The 15,396-nt window shown below is 63.5% G+C and carries 13 protein-coding genes; 5 read left to right on the top strand and 8 right to left on the bottom strand.

Annotation, left to right across the window (positions count from 1 at the left end):
* The first annotated feature begins 150 nt into the window (after window positions 1-150).
* Complete coding sequence (gene lpdA, locus PSAL_RS05570) at window positions 151-1,545, top strand: dihydrolipoyl dehydrogenase (protein ID WP_119839591.1); 1,395 nt, start codon at window positions 151-153, stop codon at window positions 1,543-1,545.
* Between the two features lie 73 nt (window positions 1,546-1,618).
* Here lpdA and PSAL_RS05565 read toward each other — a convergent pair whose 3' ends face one another.
* A complete protein-coding gene (locus tag PSAL_RS05565) occupies window positions 1,619-1,981 on the bottom strand; it encodes a hypothetical protein (RefSeq protein ID WP_119839590.1) in 363 nt (120 codons plus the stop codon).
* 322 nt (window positions 1,982-2,303) lie between these two features.
* Here PSAL_RS05565 and uvrA point away from each other — a divergent pair, with 322 nt between their 5' ends.
* Window positions 2,304-5,162: an excinuclease ABC subunit UvrA gene (gene uvrA, locus PSAL_RS05560; RefSeq protein WP_119839589.1), complete on the top strand. Its 2,859-nt coding sequence runs from the start codon at window positions 2,304-2,306 to the stop codon at window positions 5,160-5,162.
* 21 nt (window positions 5,163-5,183) lie between these two features.
* On the opposite strand, the gene PSAL_RS05555 is transcribed toward uvrA, so the two are convergent.
* Together PSAL_RS05555 and PSAL_RS05550 are read right to left on the bottom strand one after the other, a co-directional pair.
* Window positions 5,184-5,558: a hypothetical protein gene (locus PSAL_RS05555; protein ID WP_119839588.1), complete on the bottom strand. Its 375-nt coding sequence runs from the start codon at window positions 5,556-5,558 to the stop codon at window positions 5,184-5,186.
* Window positions 5,559-5,812: 254 nt separating this feature from the next.
* Window positions 5,813-7,312: a CoA-acylating methylmalonate-semialdehyde dehydrogenase gene (locus PSAL_RS05550; protein ID WP_119839587.1), complete on the bottom strand. Its 1,500-nt coding sequence runs from the start codon at window positions 7,310-7,312 to the stop codon at window positions 5,813-5,815.
* 103 nt (window positions 7,313-7,415) lie between these two features.
* Here PSAL_RS05550 and PSAL_RS05545 point away from each other — a divergent pair, with 103 nt between their 5' ends.
* The 3 genes from PSAL_RS05545 to coaD all read left to right on the top strand — a co-directional run bounded on the left by PSAL_RS05545 (window position 7,416) and on the right by coaD (window position 9,440).
* Window positions 7,416-8,309 carry a LysR family transcriptional regulator gene (locus tag PSAL_RS05545; protein WP_119839586.1) on the top strand — a complete coding sequence of 298 codons (894 nt, stop codon included), beginning with the start codon at window positions 7,416-7,418 and terminating at the stop codon, window positions 8,307-8,309.
* Between the two features lie 62 nt (window positions 8,310-8,371).
* Window positions 8,372-8,806, top strand: a complete 435-nt coding sequence (locus PSAL_RS05540) for a CBS domain-containing protein (RefSeq protein ID WP_119839585.1) — start codon at window positions 8,372-8,374, stop codon at window positions 8,804-8,806.
* Window positions 8,807-8,945: 139 nt separating this feature from the next.
* Window positions 8,946-9,440 carry a pantetheine-phosphate adenylyltransferase gene (gene coaD / locus PSAL_RS05535; RefSeq protein WP_119839584.1) on the top strand — a complete coding sequence of 165 codons (495 nt, stop codon included), beginning with the start codon at window positions 8,946-8,948 and terminating at the stop codon, window positions 9,438-9,440.
* Here the strand turns inward: coaD and PSAL_RS05530 are convergent.
* The 5 genes from PSAL_RS05530 to tkt all read right to left on the bottom strand — a co-directional run bounded on the left by PSAL_RS05530 (window position 9,437) and on the right by tkt (window position 15,314).
* Window positions 9,437-10,405: an alpha/beta fold hydrolase gene (locus PSAL_RS05530; RefSeq protein WP_119839583.1), complete on the bottom strand. Its 969-nt coding sequence runs from the start codon at window positions 10,403-10,405 to the stop codon at window positions 9,437-9,439. The two genes, coaD and PSAL_RS05530, sit on opposite strands and share 4 nt — an antisense overlap.
* A gap of 37 nt (window positions 10,406-10,442) precedes the next feature.
* The gene (locus PSAL_RS05525) at window positions 10,443-10,586 is read right to left on the bottom strand and encodes a hypothetical protein (RefSeq protein WP_196222808.1); all 144 of its coding nucleotides are present in this window, start codon (window positions 10,584-10,586) and stop codon (window positions 10,443-10,445) included.
* 184 nt (window positions 10,587-10,770) lie between these two features.
* On the bottom strand, window positions 10,771-11,775 hold the full coding sequence (gap, locus tag PSAL_RS05520) for a type I glyceraldehyde-3-phosphate dehydrogenase (RefSeq protein ID WP_119839582.1): 1,005 nt from the start codon (window positions 11,773-11,775) through the stop codon (window positions 10,771-10,773).
* A gap of 185 nt (window positions 11,776-11,960) precedes the next feature.
* Entirely contained in the window at window positions 11,961-12,965 is a 1,005-nt protein-coding gene (gene gap, locus PSAL_RS05515; protein ID WP_119839581.1) for a type I glyceraldehyde-3-phosphate dehydrogenase, read from the bottom strand.
* Window positions 12,966-13,298: 333 nt separating this feature from the next.
* Window positions 13,299-15,314 (bottom strand): transketolase, encoded by a 2,016-nt coding sequence (gene tkt / locus PSAL_RS05510; protein WP_119839580.1) that lies wholly within the window; start codon window positions 15,312-15,314, stop codon window positions 13,299-13,301.
* Window positions 15,315-15,396: the final 82 nt, after the last annotated feature.

The following is a 15,396-nucleotide window of genomic DNA, read 5'->3' as shown; positions in this document are numbered from 1 at the left end:
GGCCCCAAGCGTGTAGGCTCGGCCCCGGAACGGCCCGTTCCGGCATCACGGACCCGGCTAAACCGGGCAGCAGCCATGCGGGGCGTTTCGACAATTGAAGCGGTTCCCAGAATAGTTTAACGTCAAACTATCTGATAAACGGAGGGGCGCATGGCTGCCAAATCTTTCGACGTCATCGTGATCGGAGCAGGTCCCGGCGGATATGTCTCTGCCATCCGGGCGGCCCAGCTGGGGCTGAACGTGGCGGTGGTCGAACGCGAACACCTTGGCGGTATCTGCCTGAACTGGGGCTGCATCCCGACCAAGGCGCTGCTGCGGTCATCCGAAGTCTTTCACCTGATGGAGCGGGCCAAGGAATTCGGCCTGTCCGCCGACAAGATCGGTTATGATCTCGACGCGGTCGTGACCCGGTCGCGCGGCGTGGCCAAGCAGATGGAAGGCGGCGTGCGGGGCCTTCTGAAAAAGAACAAGGTCACCACGATCATGGGCGAGGCCCGGTTGACCGGCAAGGGCAAGGTCGCGGTCAAGACCGAGAAGGGCAGCGAAGATCTGACGGCGAAGAACATCATCGTCGCCACCGGTGCGCGGGCCCGCGAATTGCCCGGCCTCGAGGCCGACGGCGACCTGGTCTGGACCTACCGCCACGCGCTGAATCCACCGCGCATGCCCAAGAAACTGCTGGTGATCGGCTCCGGTGCCATCGGGATCGAATTTGCCAGCTTCTACAATACCCTTGGCGCCGACACGACCGTGGTCGAGGTCATGGACCGTGTCCTTCCGATCGAGGACGCCGACATCAGCGCCTTCGCCAAGAAGCAGTTCGTCAAGCAAGGCATGAAGATCATGGAGAAATCCGCGGTCAAGCAGCTGGATCGCGGCAAGGGCAAGGTTACTGCTCATATCGAGACCGGCGGCAAGGTCGAGAAGATGGAGTTCGACACCGTGATCTCGGCCGTCGGGATCGTCGGCAATGTCGAGGGCCTCGGGCTTGAGGACATGGGGGTCAAGATCGACCGAACCCATGTGGTGACAGACGAATTCTGCCGCACCGGGGTCGAGGGCCTGTTTGCCATCGGTGACATTGCGGGCGCGCCCTGGCTGGCGCACAAGGCCAGTCACGAAGGCGTCATGGTGGCCGAGTTGATCGCGGGCAAGCATCCCCACCCGATCAAGCCCGGCTCGATCGCGGGCTGCACCTATTGCCATCCGCAGGTCGCCTCGGTCGGGATGACCGAAGCCAAGGCCAAGGAGGCGGGCTTTGACATCAAGGTCGGCAAGTTCCCCTTCATCGGCAATGGCAAGGCCGTGGCGCTTGGTGAACACGAAGGTCTGATCAAGACAGTCTTCGACGCCAGGACGGGCGAGCTTCTGGGCGCGCATATGGTCGGTGCCGAAGTGACGGAACTGATTCAGGGCTATGTCGTGGGCCGTCAGCTTGAGACCACGGAGGAAGACCTCATGAACACGGTCTTCCCGCATCCGACCCTGTCGGAAATGATGCATGAATCCACGCTGGCCGCCTATGGCCGCGCGATCCACATCTGATCGGGCCTGCCCCGGTCGCAACGTCAAAGGGCGCCTTGAGGGGCGCCCTTTTTCGTTTTCCGGGTGGGGGGCTTCAGGCCGGTTCGCCGCGCAGGACGTAACTTCGTCCGTTCAGCAGGACCTTTCGAACCTTGATCCCCTGGCGGTTGGGGGCCGGGTCGAATTGACCGCGCAGGGTGATCTCGGTCCCCGGCACCAGCATCTCTGCGTTCGGCAGGGAATCCGCGTCATGCAGCAGCGGGCCGATCCTCGCCTGCCAGATCTGCCCTTCGACGTTCAGCCACAGGATCCCGCCGGGGCCTTCGGGTGCCTCGGTGATGATCCCGGTCAGTTCGAATTCCTCGTCTTCCGTCCAGCGCCAGCCATGATGGGCGAGGGCGGGACTGGCCGACATCGCCGGTAGCAGGGCGAGCAGGCCTTGTCTGCTGATCAGCATCGCATCGCTCCTTTCCTATCCGTTGCTCCCCTTGGTGCGGTGCCGGTATCGGGCCGCGCGCAATGGGGTGGGGTTCACGACACAGCCTGTCAGCGGCGCCGGGAGCGGGTCACCTCATATTATCGTCAACAGGCGGTTTCCGCGATTTCCCGCCCTTGGGGCCTGCGCGATCCCCAGTGATCCGGGCCGGCAAAGCGCGCTTTGCCCCCTGTGCCTTCCGCATTGCAGCGAAATCTGGCGTGTTCGTTAATTGTTCTTCAATTTCCCTTGGAACCCGGCCCAAGTCCCACTAGATTTGCCACAATCACCGGTGGGGTCCGACATGCCAGATCTTAAGAATATCGAAGTCCGCGGCGCGCGCGAACATAACCTCAAGGGGATCGACGTGGATATTCCGCGCGATCGGCTCGTGGTGATCACCGGTCTGTCCGGGTCGGGCAAATCCAGCCTCGCCTTCGACACGATCTATGCCGAAGGCCAGCGTCGCTATGTCGAAAGCCTCAGCGCCTATGCGCGCCAGTTCCTCGACATGATGGAAAAACCGGACGTGGATCACATCGCGGGCCTCAGCCCGGCGATTTCCATCGAACAGAAGACCACGTCCAAGAACCCGCGCTCGACCGTCGGCACGGTGACCGAGATCTACGATTACCTGCGACTGCTTTATGCGCGCTCGGGGACCCCATACAGCCCTGCGACCGGCCTGCCGATCGAGGCGCAACAGGTGCAGGACATGGTCGACCGGGTCATGGGCATGGAGGAGGGCACGCGCGGCTATCTGCTCGCCCCGCTGGTGCGCGACCGGAAGGGCGAATACCGCAAGGAATTCCTCGAACTGCGCAAGCAGGGCTTTCAGCGCGTCAAGGTCGATGGCGAATTCCACGAGCTTGATGAGCCGCCGACGCTGGACAAGAAATACCGCCATGACATCGATGTGGTGGTCGACCGGATCGTGGTCCGCGAAGGCATGGAAACCCGGCTGGCGGACAGCTTCCGCACCGCGCTTGATCTGGCCGATGGCATCGCCGTCCTGGAAACCGCGCCAAAGGAAGGCGATTCCGAACGCGCCACCTTTTCCGAGAAATTCGCCTGCCCGGTCAGTGGCTTCTCGATCCCGTCCATTGAACCACGGCTGTTTTCCTTCAACGCGCCGGACGGGGCCTGCCCGCATTGCGACGGCCTTGGGGTCGAGCTGTTCTTTGACGAACGCCTCGTGGTGCCCGATGCGCAGTTGAAGATCGCCGATGGGGCCATCGCCCCCTGGCGCAAGGGCAAGAGCCCCTATTTCCTGCAGACCATCGAAGCCATCGCCAAGCATTACGGTTTCAAGAAGAACGCCCGCTGGAAGGACCTGCCCGAAGCGGTTCAGAAGGTCTTCCTGTACGGCTCCGGCGACGAGGAAATCCAGTTCCGCTACGACGAAGGTGGCCGGGTCTACAACGTCACCCGCGCCTTCGAAGGCGTGGTGCCGAACATGGAACGCCGCTACCGCGAGACCGACAGCAACTGGGTGCGCGAGGAATTCGAGCGCTATCAGAACAACCGGTCCTGCGGTCATTGCCACGGCTACCGCCTGAAGCCCGAGGCCCTGGCTGTCAAGATCGCCATGACTCATGTCGGCGAAGTGGTGCAGATGTCGATCCGCGAGGCACTGGACTGGATTCAGACGGTGCCCGAAACCCTGTCGAAGCAAAAAGGCGAAATCGCGGTGCCGATCCTGAAGGAGATCCGCGAACGGCTCGGGTTCCTGAACAACGTCGGCCTTGATTACCTGACGCTGGCGCGGTCCTCGGGCACGCTGTCGGGCGGGGAAAGCCAGCGCATCCGGCTGGCCAGCCAGATCGGGTCGGGTCTGACGGGGGTGCTGTATGTCCTTGATGAACCTTCCATCGGCTTGCATCAGCGCGACAATGGCAAGTTGCTGGAAACGCTGAAGAACCTGCGCGATCAGGGGAACTCCGTTCTGGTTGTCGAACATGACGAGGAAGCCATTCGCGAGGCCGACTACGTCTTTGACATCGGTCCCGGCGCGGGGATCCACGGCGGCCAGGTCGTCGCTCAGGGCACGCCCGATGAAATTGCCGCCGATCCCGCCAGCCTGACCGGGCAATACCTGTCCGGCCAGCGCGAGATCCCGGTGCCCGCTACCCGCCGCGAAGGCAGTGGCAAGGCGCTGGAAGTCGTCAAGGCGACCGGCAACAACCTGAAGGATGTGACGGCGCAATTCCCGCTTGGCAAATTCGTCTGCGTGACCGGGGTCTCGGGCGGCGGGAAATCCACGCTGACCATCGAGACGCTGTTCAAGACCGCCTCGATGCGGCTGAACGGCGCCCGTCAGACGCCTGCGCCTTGCGAAACCATCAAGGGGCTGGAGCACCTCGACAAGGTCATCGACATCGACCAGCGCCCCATCGGTCGCACGCCGCGATCCAACCCGGCGACCTATACCGGGGCCTTCACGCCGATCCGCGACTGGTTCGCGGGCCTGCCGGAATCAAAGGCGCGGGGTTATAAACCGGGGCGCTTCAGCTTCAACATCAAGGGGGGCCGCTGCGAGGCCTGTCAGGGCGACGGCGTCATCAAGATCGAGATGCACTTCCTTGCTGATGTCTATGTCACCTGCGAAACCTGTGGCGGCGCGCGTTACAACCGCGAAACGCTGGAGATCAAGTTCAAGGGCAAGTCGATTGCCGATGTGCTCGACATGACGGTCGAAGATGCACAGACCTTCTTTCAGGCCGTGCCCTCGATCCGCGACAAGATGGTTGCGCTTTGTCATGTGGGGCTTGGCTACATCAAGGTCGGTCAGCAGGCGACGACCCTGTCTGGCGGCGAGGCGCAGCGCGTCAAGCTGTCAAAGGAGCTGGCGCGGCGGGCCACGGGGCGCACGCTGTATATCCTGGACGAACCGACCACGGGTCTGCATTTCGAAGATGTGCGAAAATTGTTGGAAGTGCTGCATGAACTGGTCGAGCAGGGCAATTCCGTCGTGGTGATCGAGCATAATCTCGACGTGGTGAAGACCGCCGACTGGATCATCGATATCGGCCCCGAGGGCGGTGATGGCGGCGGAGAGATCGTTGCCGTGGGGACCCCGGAAGACGTTGCCAAGGTCGAGCGCAGCCACACTGGCCGCTATCTCAAGGACATGCTGGGTAGCAAACGGGTGGCGGCGGAATAACAGCCGCCACCCTTTGCGGGCTTACTTCAACACATCCGCTGCCGGGCCAAGCAGACGGATGATTTTCATCGTGATGCGATTCACTTCGACCACCTTGTTGTCGATCTGGTAAAAGGTGCCATAGGGGTCCAGCCGATAGCGCCCCGGGTCGCGTACCAGCTGGGTGCGATCGTCGGTGGCCGCAACCCGGTCACCAACCGCAAGGTTCGGTGCGGGGGCATCGTAGTCGCTGGCCGTCAACAGCGCCGAACAGGTTCTGGCCTCGGTGCAGCTACTTTCATCGGCCGCCGCGATGACATCTGCCGGGGCCAGGGCCCGAGCGGGGGCCGGTTGTATGGTGATGCCCGACAGGGCCGTCAGGCCCAGCAGGGGCAGGGTGAGAAGGGCGTGTCGCATGGGACCTCTCCTTTTCCGATCCGGGGCGAAAGCCCCGATCTGGGCCCGTCATCGGACAGGCCAGGTTCTGGAAAGGGAACACCGGGAGGCTGGGAAAGGTTCCGACCGGGTCGGGGTCGGTGCTTGGTCGGGTCGGCGGAAATCCGTTGTGAGTGGAATGGTTTGCACGCGGCGTCTGCGCCTGGACAGGGCCCGGGCGCAGACGCGAAAAGGGCGCTTTCGCGCCCCTTTCCCATCTCGATCGGACCGTCGGATCAGTCGATGGCCTTGAAGTTGAACTCTCCGCCTTCCTTGATCCCCGAGGGCCAACGCGCCGTGACCGTCTTTGTGCGGGTGTAGAACTTGAAGCTGTCGGTGCCGTGCTGGTTCAGGTCCCCAAAGGCAGATTTCTTCCAGCCACCGAAGCTGTGGTAGGCCAGCGGCACCGGGATGGGCACGTTGATGCCGACCATACCGATGTTCACGCGGTTGGCAAAATCGCGGGCCGCGTCGCCGTCACGGGTGAAGATCGCGGTGCCGTTGCCCATCTCGTGGTCCATGGCAAGGCCAAGCGCCTCTTCGTAGCTGGCCGCGCGCACGGTGGCGAGGACCGGGCCGAAGATTTCCTGCGTATAGATGTCCATGTCCGGGGTGACCCGGTCGAACAGATGCGGGCCGACGAAATAGCCGTCCTCATAGCCCTGCAGGGAAAAGTCGCGGCCGTCCACGACCAGCTCGGCACCCTGATCAATTCCGGTCTGCACCAGTCCGAGGATCTTTTCCTTGGCGGCTGCGGTGACCACGGGACCGTAATCGACCTCATTGCCAGCCGTATAGGGGCCGACCTTCAGCTTTTCGATCCGCGGCACCAGCTTTTCGATCAGGCGGTCGGCGGTCTCATCGCCCACCGGCACCGCGACCGAGATCGCCATGCAGCGTTCGCCCGCCGCGCCGTAGCCTGCGCCGATCAGAGCGTCGGCGGCCAGATCCATGTCCGCATCGGGCATGACGATCATGTGGTTCTTGGCACCACCGAAGCATTGCACGCGCTTGCCGTTGGAACAGCCGCGGCCATAGATGTATTCGGCGATCGGGGTCGAGCCGACGAAGCCGATGGATTGCACGACCGGGTGATCGAGCAGCGCATCGACGGCTTCCTTGTCGCCATTGACGATTTGCAGGATGCCCTTGGGCAGACCGGCTTCGACCAGCAGTTCGGCCAGCATCATCGGGCAGGAGGGCGCGCGCTCGGACGGTTTCAGGATGAAGGCATTGCCGCAGGCGATGGCCGGGGCGAACATCCACATCGGGATCATGGCAGGGAAGTTGAACGGGGTTATCCCGGCGCAGACACCCAGGGGCTGGCGCATGGAGTACATGTCGATGCCACGGCCCGCGCTGTCGCTGTATTCACCCTTGAGCAGATGCGGCGCACCGATGCAGAATTCGACGACTTCCAGACCGCGCTGCACGTCACCTGCGGCATCCGGCAGGGTCTTGCCATGCTCGCGGCTGATCGCTTCGGCCAGCTTGTCCATGTCGCGGTTCAGCAGGTCGACGAATTTCATCATCACCCGGGCGCGGCGCTGCGGGTTGGTCGCGGCCCATTCGACCTGGGCGGCCATGGCGATCTGCACGGCCTTGTCGATCTCGGCTGCGCTGGCAAGCGGCACCTGGGCCTGCACTTCGCCCGTGGCGGGGTTGAAGACATCTGCAAAACGCCCGGAGGCCCCTGCCACATGGGCACCGTCGATATAATGGCTCAGTTCCGTCATCGGATCCTCCTGTTCAGTTGCTCACAGGATAGACCTGCATTTCTGTGGGCAACAGGGGAAAAAATTCAAAGACGTTTTGCACAAATGCGGGTACGGTGGTGCCATGAACTGGGATGACCTGCGTTTCTTTCTGGCGGTCGGTCGGGCGGAAAGCCTGACGGCAGCGGCGCGTCGGCTGCGGATCGACCCGGCCACGGTGGGGCGGCGCATCGCGCGGCTGGAAGAAGGGCTGGGGGTGGCGTTGTTCGCGCGCAGTCCGCAGGGCTATGCGCTGACCGATGCGGGGCAGCGGCTGATGGATCACGCGGGCCGCGCCGAAGCCTCGCTGGATGCGGGGATGAGCGAAATCGCGGGGCAGGGTGCCGCCGGGTTGTCGGGGCAGATCCGCCTTGGTGCGCCGGACGGGGTGGCGAATTTCCTGCTGCCCCAGGTCTGCGCCGCCATCGCGGAGACGAACCCCGATCTCGATATCCAGATCGTCGCCCTGCCGCGCCTGTTCAACCTGTCACAGCGCGAAGCCGACATGGCCATCACCGTCAGCGCCCCCACGGCGGGTCGTCTGACGGTGCAGAAGATCAGCGATTATCATCTGCATCTGGCCGCCAGCCGCGCCTACCTTTCGCGCCATCGACCGATCCGCGACCTTGGTGATCTGCGTGGGCACCGGATCGTCGGCTATATCCCCGACATGATCTTCGACAAGGAGTTGGATTACCTGAACGAGATCGGGGCAGAGCGCGTGCCGCTCGCCTCGAACTCCGTCTCGGTGCAGTTCCAATGGATCGCGCAGGGCTTCGGCCTTGGGATCATCCACGATTTCGCCATGCCCCATGCGCCGCAGCTGGCCCGCGTCCTGCCCGACCACCTGTCGCTGAACCGTGGTCTTTATCTGGTGCGCCATGCCGACGACGTGCGGCTGGAGCGCAATAACCGCTTCGCAACTCTTTTGGCAGAGCATCTGAAGGCCGAAATCGCCCGGCGGGAAGCGATCTCTTGACAGTTCAATGACGGTGGCTGAGGCTTGCTGAAAGGGACGGATGCAATCCAGGGAGGAAACACATGCTGGTTCAGCAAATCCTGAAATCCAAGGGCACCGAAGGTGTCTTTACCGTGACGCCGGATTTGGCGGTCCATGCCGTGACACATCTGCTAACAGAAAAGCGCATCGGCGGGGTGGTGGTCAGTCGGGATGGCGACACGGCGGATGGCATCCTGTCGGAACGCGATATCGTGCGGGCGCTGGCCTTGCGGGGACCAAGCTGTCTTGATCTGGAAACCTCGGCGCTGATGACCGCCAACCCGGTCTGCGCCACCATGGACATGAGCGCCGATCAGGTCCTGGAAAAGATGACCGAAGGCCGGTTCCGCCATATGCCGGTGACCCGCGATGGCAAGCTTGTGGGAATCGTCACCATCGGCGATGTCGTAAAAGCCCGCCTCAGCCAGCTTGCCGCCGAAAAGGACGCGCTGGAAGGCATGATCATGGGGCACTGACCCCGCGCGGCCGTCGCCCCCGGGGGCGACGGCGGCCCTCGGGCAACGCGGGCCGTGCAATCGGTAAAAGTCGGGTTCTACTCTTGCAATCTATTGCGCAATATTGTTGCGTGCGCAGAACGCCAACCCGGAGAGCCCCATGCGCATCGGCCTGTATCCCGGCACATTCGACCCCGTTACCCTTGGGCACATCGACATCATCCGGCGGGCTGCGGCCCTCGTGGACCGGCTGGTGATCGGCGTCGCGATCAACCGCGACAAGGGCCCGCTGTTCTCGCTCGAGGAACGGGTCGAGATGATCGAGGCAGAGTGCCGCAGCCTGTCTCGGGAAACCGGGACCGAGATCCTGGTTCATCCCTTCGAAAACCTGCTGATCCATTGCGCCCGCGATGTCGGCGCCGGGGTGATCCTGCGCGGCCTGCGGGCTGTGGCGGATTTCGAATATGAATATCAGATGGTGGGCATGAACCGGGCGCTGGATTCCGGGGTCGAGACGGTCTTTCTGATGGCCGATGCCCAGCATCAGGCGATCGCTTCCAAGCTGGTGAAGGAAATCTGTCGGCTGGACGGGGACGTTTCGAAATTCGTGCCCCCCGCCGTCAATGAACGGCTGAAGGCCAAGCTGCGCGTTTAGTCCGCGACCGGGCCGTTCATCCGGGCCAGGGCTTCGCGGATGAAATCAGCGCAAAGCTGCGGTTGGGTGACGGGCAGCATATGCCCGCCCGGCACAAGGCGCAGGTGCAGATCGGGCAACTGCGTCGCCAACTGGTGGCCATGCAACGACGGGTCCAGAATGCGGTCATCCCTGCCGAACAACACGTGCTGCGGCAGGGCAAGCTCCGCAAGACGCCCGGCACGGCCCGAAAGCCCCTTGGTGGAGGCGCTGAAATCCTTGCTGGTAAAGACGAAATGCGCAGGGCGCAGGCCCAGCATGGCGCCACCCTGAATCGGGGCGTTCTCGGGCATGGCCTCGGGTCCGTAGACCGCATCAAGGATCTGTGGCGTACGGCGCAGGGAGGTCGGCACCGCAAGGGTCCAGCCGACAATCCAGCGGCCGATATCGGAATGCAGGGCAAGGTTGGAAAAGGCGGGGCTGGGCGGTTGGCCCGGTTGTGTGAGCGGCGAGATCAGCGCAAGGCCGCAGATCCGCTTTGGGGCTTGCAGGGCGATTTCCTGCGCGATGGCGCCGCCAAGGGAATGACCGATGACGAGGGGGCGCTTCAGGCCGAGATCCTCGATCAGTTCCAGCATGTAGCGGGCGTGATCGGCGGGCGTCGATCCGGCGCTGCTGCGGCGGTCCGAATAGCCCATGCCGGGGCGGTCCGGGGCGATCACGCGGTGATCCCGTGCCAGATCGTCGATCAGGCCGCAGTCGAAATTGCCCAATTGGCCGCCCAGCCCGTGGATCAGCAGCACCTGGGGCGCCTCGGCAGGGCCCTTGACGACGTAGTGCAGCCGCCCTGTCGAGATGCGGGTAAAGACACCACGCGGCGGCACCAGTGCTTCGACCCGGTGTTTCCACAGGAAGCTGTTCAGGACCAGCCCCCCCAGAACCAGCAGGAGGATCGTGAGCGCGGCAAGAAGCAGGGTCGTGCTCATGGGGCAGGCCTTTCGACGGTTGGATCTGAAGCCAAGGCTATCGCCAGAAGGCGATCCAGTCGACAAGATCCACGAATTTCCGAGCCAGGAACAGGGAGGTTTCCCCGGTTCCGAGGACATTGTCGTAAAACAGGAAGCCGAACACCAGCAAGGCAATGATCAGGGTGATCCGGGTGTTCATGCGCGATGTGTCATCCTGTGGGCGTGGGCCTTCGGCAGGGTATGCCCAGCTATGCCGCAGCGCCTATGCCCGATCAAGGGGGCTTCGGGCAAGTAGGTTTTGGCCACCGCGCCGCCGGGGTTCAGGCTGCACGGTGGAAAGCGTCTTCGGGCCTGCCGACTGGATCACGGCAGGCCCGAAGATCTTACAGAAGCGTCCCCATATGGGCGGCCATGTCGGCCATCCGGCAGGAGAAGCCCCATTCATTGTCATACCAGGACAGGATGCGCACCAGCGTACCGTCCAGCACCTTGGTCTGATCCAGCGCCACGGTCGAGGAAGCCGGGTCGTGGTTCAGGTCAACCGACACCAGCTTGTCCCCGGTGCAGGCCAGGATGCCCTTCAGCGCGCCGCTTTCAGCGGCTTTCATCAGGGCTTCGTTGATCTCTTCGGCGCTGGTCGCGCGACCGGCGTTGAAGGTCAGGTCGACGGCCGAGACATTGGGCGTGGGGACCCGGATCGCCACACCGTCAAGCTTGCCCGCCAGTTCGGGCAGAACCAGACCGACGGCCTTGGCCGCGCCGGTCGAGGTCGGGATCATCGACATGGCGGCCGCGCGGGCCCGGTAAAGGTCCGAATGCCCCCGGTCCAGCGTCGGCTGGTCGCCGGTATAGCTGTGGATGGTGGTCATGAAGCCATTGGTGATGCCGACGGTGTCGTTCAGCACCTTGGCCACCGGCGCCAGGCAGTTGGTGGTGCAGGAGGCGTTGGAAACCACCATGTGATCGGGTTTGATCGCCAGGTGGTTCACCCCGAAGACCGAAGTGATGTCGGCCCCCGAACAGGGCGCCGAGACCAGCACGCGCTGCGCGCCGTTTTCAAGGTGGCGCGCCGCCGTGTCCCGCTTGGTGAACAGCCCGGTACATTCCAGGGCAATGTCCACATCCTTCCAGGGCAGTTCTTCGGGGTTGCGCAGCGAGGTGACCTTGATGCGGCCCGTGCCAACATCCATCCAGTCGTCGCCGGTGGTGACCTCGCCGCCGAAGCGCCCGTGGACGCTGTCGTAACGGAAGAGGTGTGCATTGGTGTCGACCGGGGTCAGATCGTTGACCGCCACGACTTCGATATCCGTGCGGCCGGTTTCGGCAATGGCCCTCAGGACATTGCGCCCGATACGGCCAAACCCGTTGATTGCGACTGTGATCGCCATGGACTTTCCTTTCCGCAGATCCTCGCGCGCAGCCGGAGGGGGCTGTTTGCGCTAACAACTTGCTTTCAGCAATCCACATTGCGGGGGGCAAGGTCAAGGGGGCGTCGCGACTGCTGGCGCCATCGGCAAGAAAAAGGCCCCGAAGCGGTGCTTCGAGGCCTGTCAGGCGGTACCGGGCGGCGGGCTTAGTGTTGCAGGCGGCCCAATGCAGCGGCCACATCCGCCATGCGGCAGGAAAAGGCCCATTCGTTGTCGTACCAGGCCAGCACCCGGACGAGCCGGCCGCCGATGACCTTGGTCTGGTCCGGAGCGAAGATCGAGCTTTGTTCGGTATGGCTGAAATCGATCGAGACCTTGGGTTCGGGATCATAGCCCAGCACATGGCCCATGTGGCCGGCGGCCGCTTCGCGCACGATCTCGTTCACGTCATCAACGGTCACGTCCTTGGAGGCGATGAAGGTCAGGTCGACGGCAGAGACATTCGGCGTCGGGACCCTGATCGAGGAGCCGTCAAGCTTGCCCTTCAGTTCCGGCAGCACCAGACCGATGGCCTTGGCAGCCCCGGTCGAGGTGGGGATCTGGCTCATCGCGGCGGCGCGGGCGCGGTAGAGATCGCCGTGGCGGCGGTCGAGCGTCGGCTGGTCGCCGGTATAGCTGTGGATCGTGGTCATGATGCCGGACTCGATGCCGATGGCATCGTTCAGCACCTTGGCCAGCGGGGCGAGGCAATTGGTGGTGCAGGACCCGTTGGAGATCATGCTGTCGCCTTCCACCATGTCGCGGTGGTTGACGCCGAAGACGATGGTCTTTTCGACGTTCCTGGCCGGGGCGGAGATCAGGACCGACTTGGCGCCGCGTTCCTTGTGGATCTTTGCCTTTTCGCCGTCGTTGAACTTGCCCGTGCATTCCAGGACGACATCGACGCCGTCCCAGTCGAGGTCTTCGGGGTTGTAGGTCGAGAAGACCTCCATCGGGCCGCGACCGATATCCATGGTGTTGCCGGCGACCTTCACGTCATTGCCGAAGCGGCCATGGACGGAGTCATATTTCAGCAGATGGGCATTGGTTTCGATCGGGCCGGTCGCGTTGATCTTGACGACCTGGACATCGTTGCGGGCGGCTTCGGCGATATGCGCCAGCGTGCAGCGCCCGATGCGGCCGAAACCATTGATGGCAAGGGTGACGGTCATTTCAATATCTCCTGCAAACCCGATATGCCTTTGTCTATACCGGTCCTCTCTAAGGGGAGTAAGCTAAAAATCCATTGCAGGACAAAGTGTTAGCGGAAACATTGCGCTGTTGCCCATGGTTGCGCTAACCCTTTTGGAAGGTTCGCGCTAACATATGCTGCAAGTGCGAGACGGGTTTCTGGTCTGCCCTGTGGCAGGGGGAATCACCGGAGGACGGGGGCTTTGCCCCCGGCGCCGGGCGGCGCCTCCCCCAGGATATTTCTAACAGGGAAACGAAAGAAGCCGGGCGCGTGGTGCAGCCTGGCTTCTGGTCGTCTGGACGTATCGGTGGGGTCAGAGAAGGGATTTGACCTTTTCGACCACGGCTTCGGCGGTGATGCCGAATTTTTCGTAGAGGGTTTCGGCGGGGGCGGAGGCGCCGAAGCCGGTCATGCCGATGAAGCCGGCCTTTGTGTCGCGGCCGCGTTCGCCGAGTAGCCATTGGTCCCAGCCCTGGCGGATTCCGGCCTCGATCGCGACGCGGACGGCGCCGGCGGGAAGGACCTTGCGGCGATAGGTGGCGTCCTGGGCTTCGAACAGTTCAAAGCAGGGCATCGAGACCACGCGGGTGCCGATCCCGTCCTTTTCCAGCAGGGCGCGGGCGGCGAGCGCGATTTCGACTTCGGAGCCGGTGGCGAGCAGGATGGCCTGACGTTTCGTCGTGGCATCGGCGAGCACGTAGGCGCCCTGGGCCGAGAGGTTGCGCGTCTTGTGTTCGGTCCGCACGGTCGGCAGGTTCTGACGGGTCAGCGACAGGACCGAGGGCGTCGAGGTCTGGCTGAGCGCAAGTTCCCAGCTTTCGGCGGTTTCCACGGCATCCGCGGGGCGGAAGACGAACATGTTGGGCGTGGCGCGCAGCATGGCGAGGTGTTCGACCGGCTGGTGGGTCGGACCGTCTTCGCCGAGGCCGATGGAATCATGGGTCATCACGTAGACCGGGGCGACCTTCATCAATGCCGACAGACGCATCGCGGGGCGGGCGTAATCGGTGAAGCACATGAAGGTGCCCGAGTAGGGCTTGATCCCGCCGTGCAACGCCATGCCGTTCATCGCCGAGGCCATGCCGTGTTCGCGGATACCCCAATGGACGAAGCGCCCCTTGCGGTTGTCGATGTCGAAGATCCCGAGATCATGGGTGCGCGTGTTGTTCGAGCCGGTCAGATCCGCCGAGCCGCCGATGGTTTCGGGCAGATGCGGATTGATGACTTCGAGCGCCATTTCCGAGGCCTTGCGGGTGGCAACCTTGGGCTGGACTTCGGAGAGCTGCTTTTTCAGCGCGCGCACGGTCGAGGCCAGCTTGTTGGGGACCTCACCGGCCATGCGGCGGGTGAACTCGGCCTGCTTGCGTTCAGACAGTTCGCCAAAGCGATCCAGCCATTCGGCGCGGTCCGCAGCGCCCCGGCTGCCGATGGCCTCCCAGGCGGATTTCACGTCTGCGGGGATCTCGAAGGGGCCGAATTTCCAGCCATAAGCGGCCTTGGCTGCCGCCAGCTGATCCGCATCGGTCAGCGCGCCGTGGCCCTTGGAGGTATCCTGGGCGGCGTGGCCGAGCGCGATGTGGGTCTTGCAGGCGATCATCGACGGCTTGCCGGCGCGCTTGGCAGCGGTGATGGCGGCATCGATGGCCTCGGGGTCATGGCCGTCGATTTCCTGGACGTGCCAGCCAGCCGATTTGAAGCGCATGACCTGGTCGGTGTTGTCCGACAGTTCGACATTGCCGTCGATGGTGATGCCGTTGTTGTCCCAGAAGACGACCAGCTTGCTCAGCTGGTGGCGGCCGGCAAGGGTGATCGCCTCCTGGCTGACGCCTTCCATCAGGCAGCCGTCGCCGGCGATGACATAGGTGTGGTGGTCCACGACTTTTTTGCCGAACTGGGCGCGCAGCATTTCCTCGGCCATGGCGAAGCCGACGGAATTGGCGATGCCCTGACCCAACGGGCCGGTGGTGGTCTCGATCGCATCGGCCAGGAAGTTCTCGGGGTGGCCGGCGGTGCGGGCCCCCCATTGGCGGAAGTTGCGGATTTCCTCGATCGGGAATTGTACGTCGCCGGTCAGATGCAGCAACGCGTAGACCAGCATCGAGCCATGGCCAGCCGACAGGATGAACCGGTCGCGGTCGGCCCAATCCGGGGTCGCGGCGTCGAACTTCATGTGCTTTTCGAACAGGACGGTCGCGACATCGGCCATGCCCATGGGCATGCCGCTATGGCCGGAATTGGCGGCCCGGACGGCGTCGAGGGTCAGGGCGCGGATGGCACTTGCCTTGGCCCAATGTTCGGGATGCGCGGTGCGCAGAGCGTCGATTTCCACTTTGGTCTTCCTCTTCCCAAGAATTGCTGGCCAGACAGGATGGCACGTCTTTGTCGCGCTCTTACCAGCCGGGGGCGGAAAG

The organism is Pseudooceanicola algae, from assembly GCF_003590145.2.
In the GTDB taxonomy this organism is placed as follows: Bacteria; Pseudomonadota; Alphaproteobacteria; order Rhodobacterales; family Rhodobacteraceae; genus Pseudooceanicola; species Pseudooceanicola algae.
Note: the sequence above shows the minus strand (reverse complement) of the source record. Positions and strands in the feature narration are given on the sequence as shown.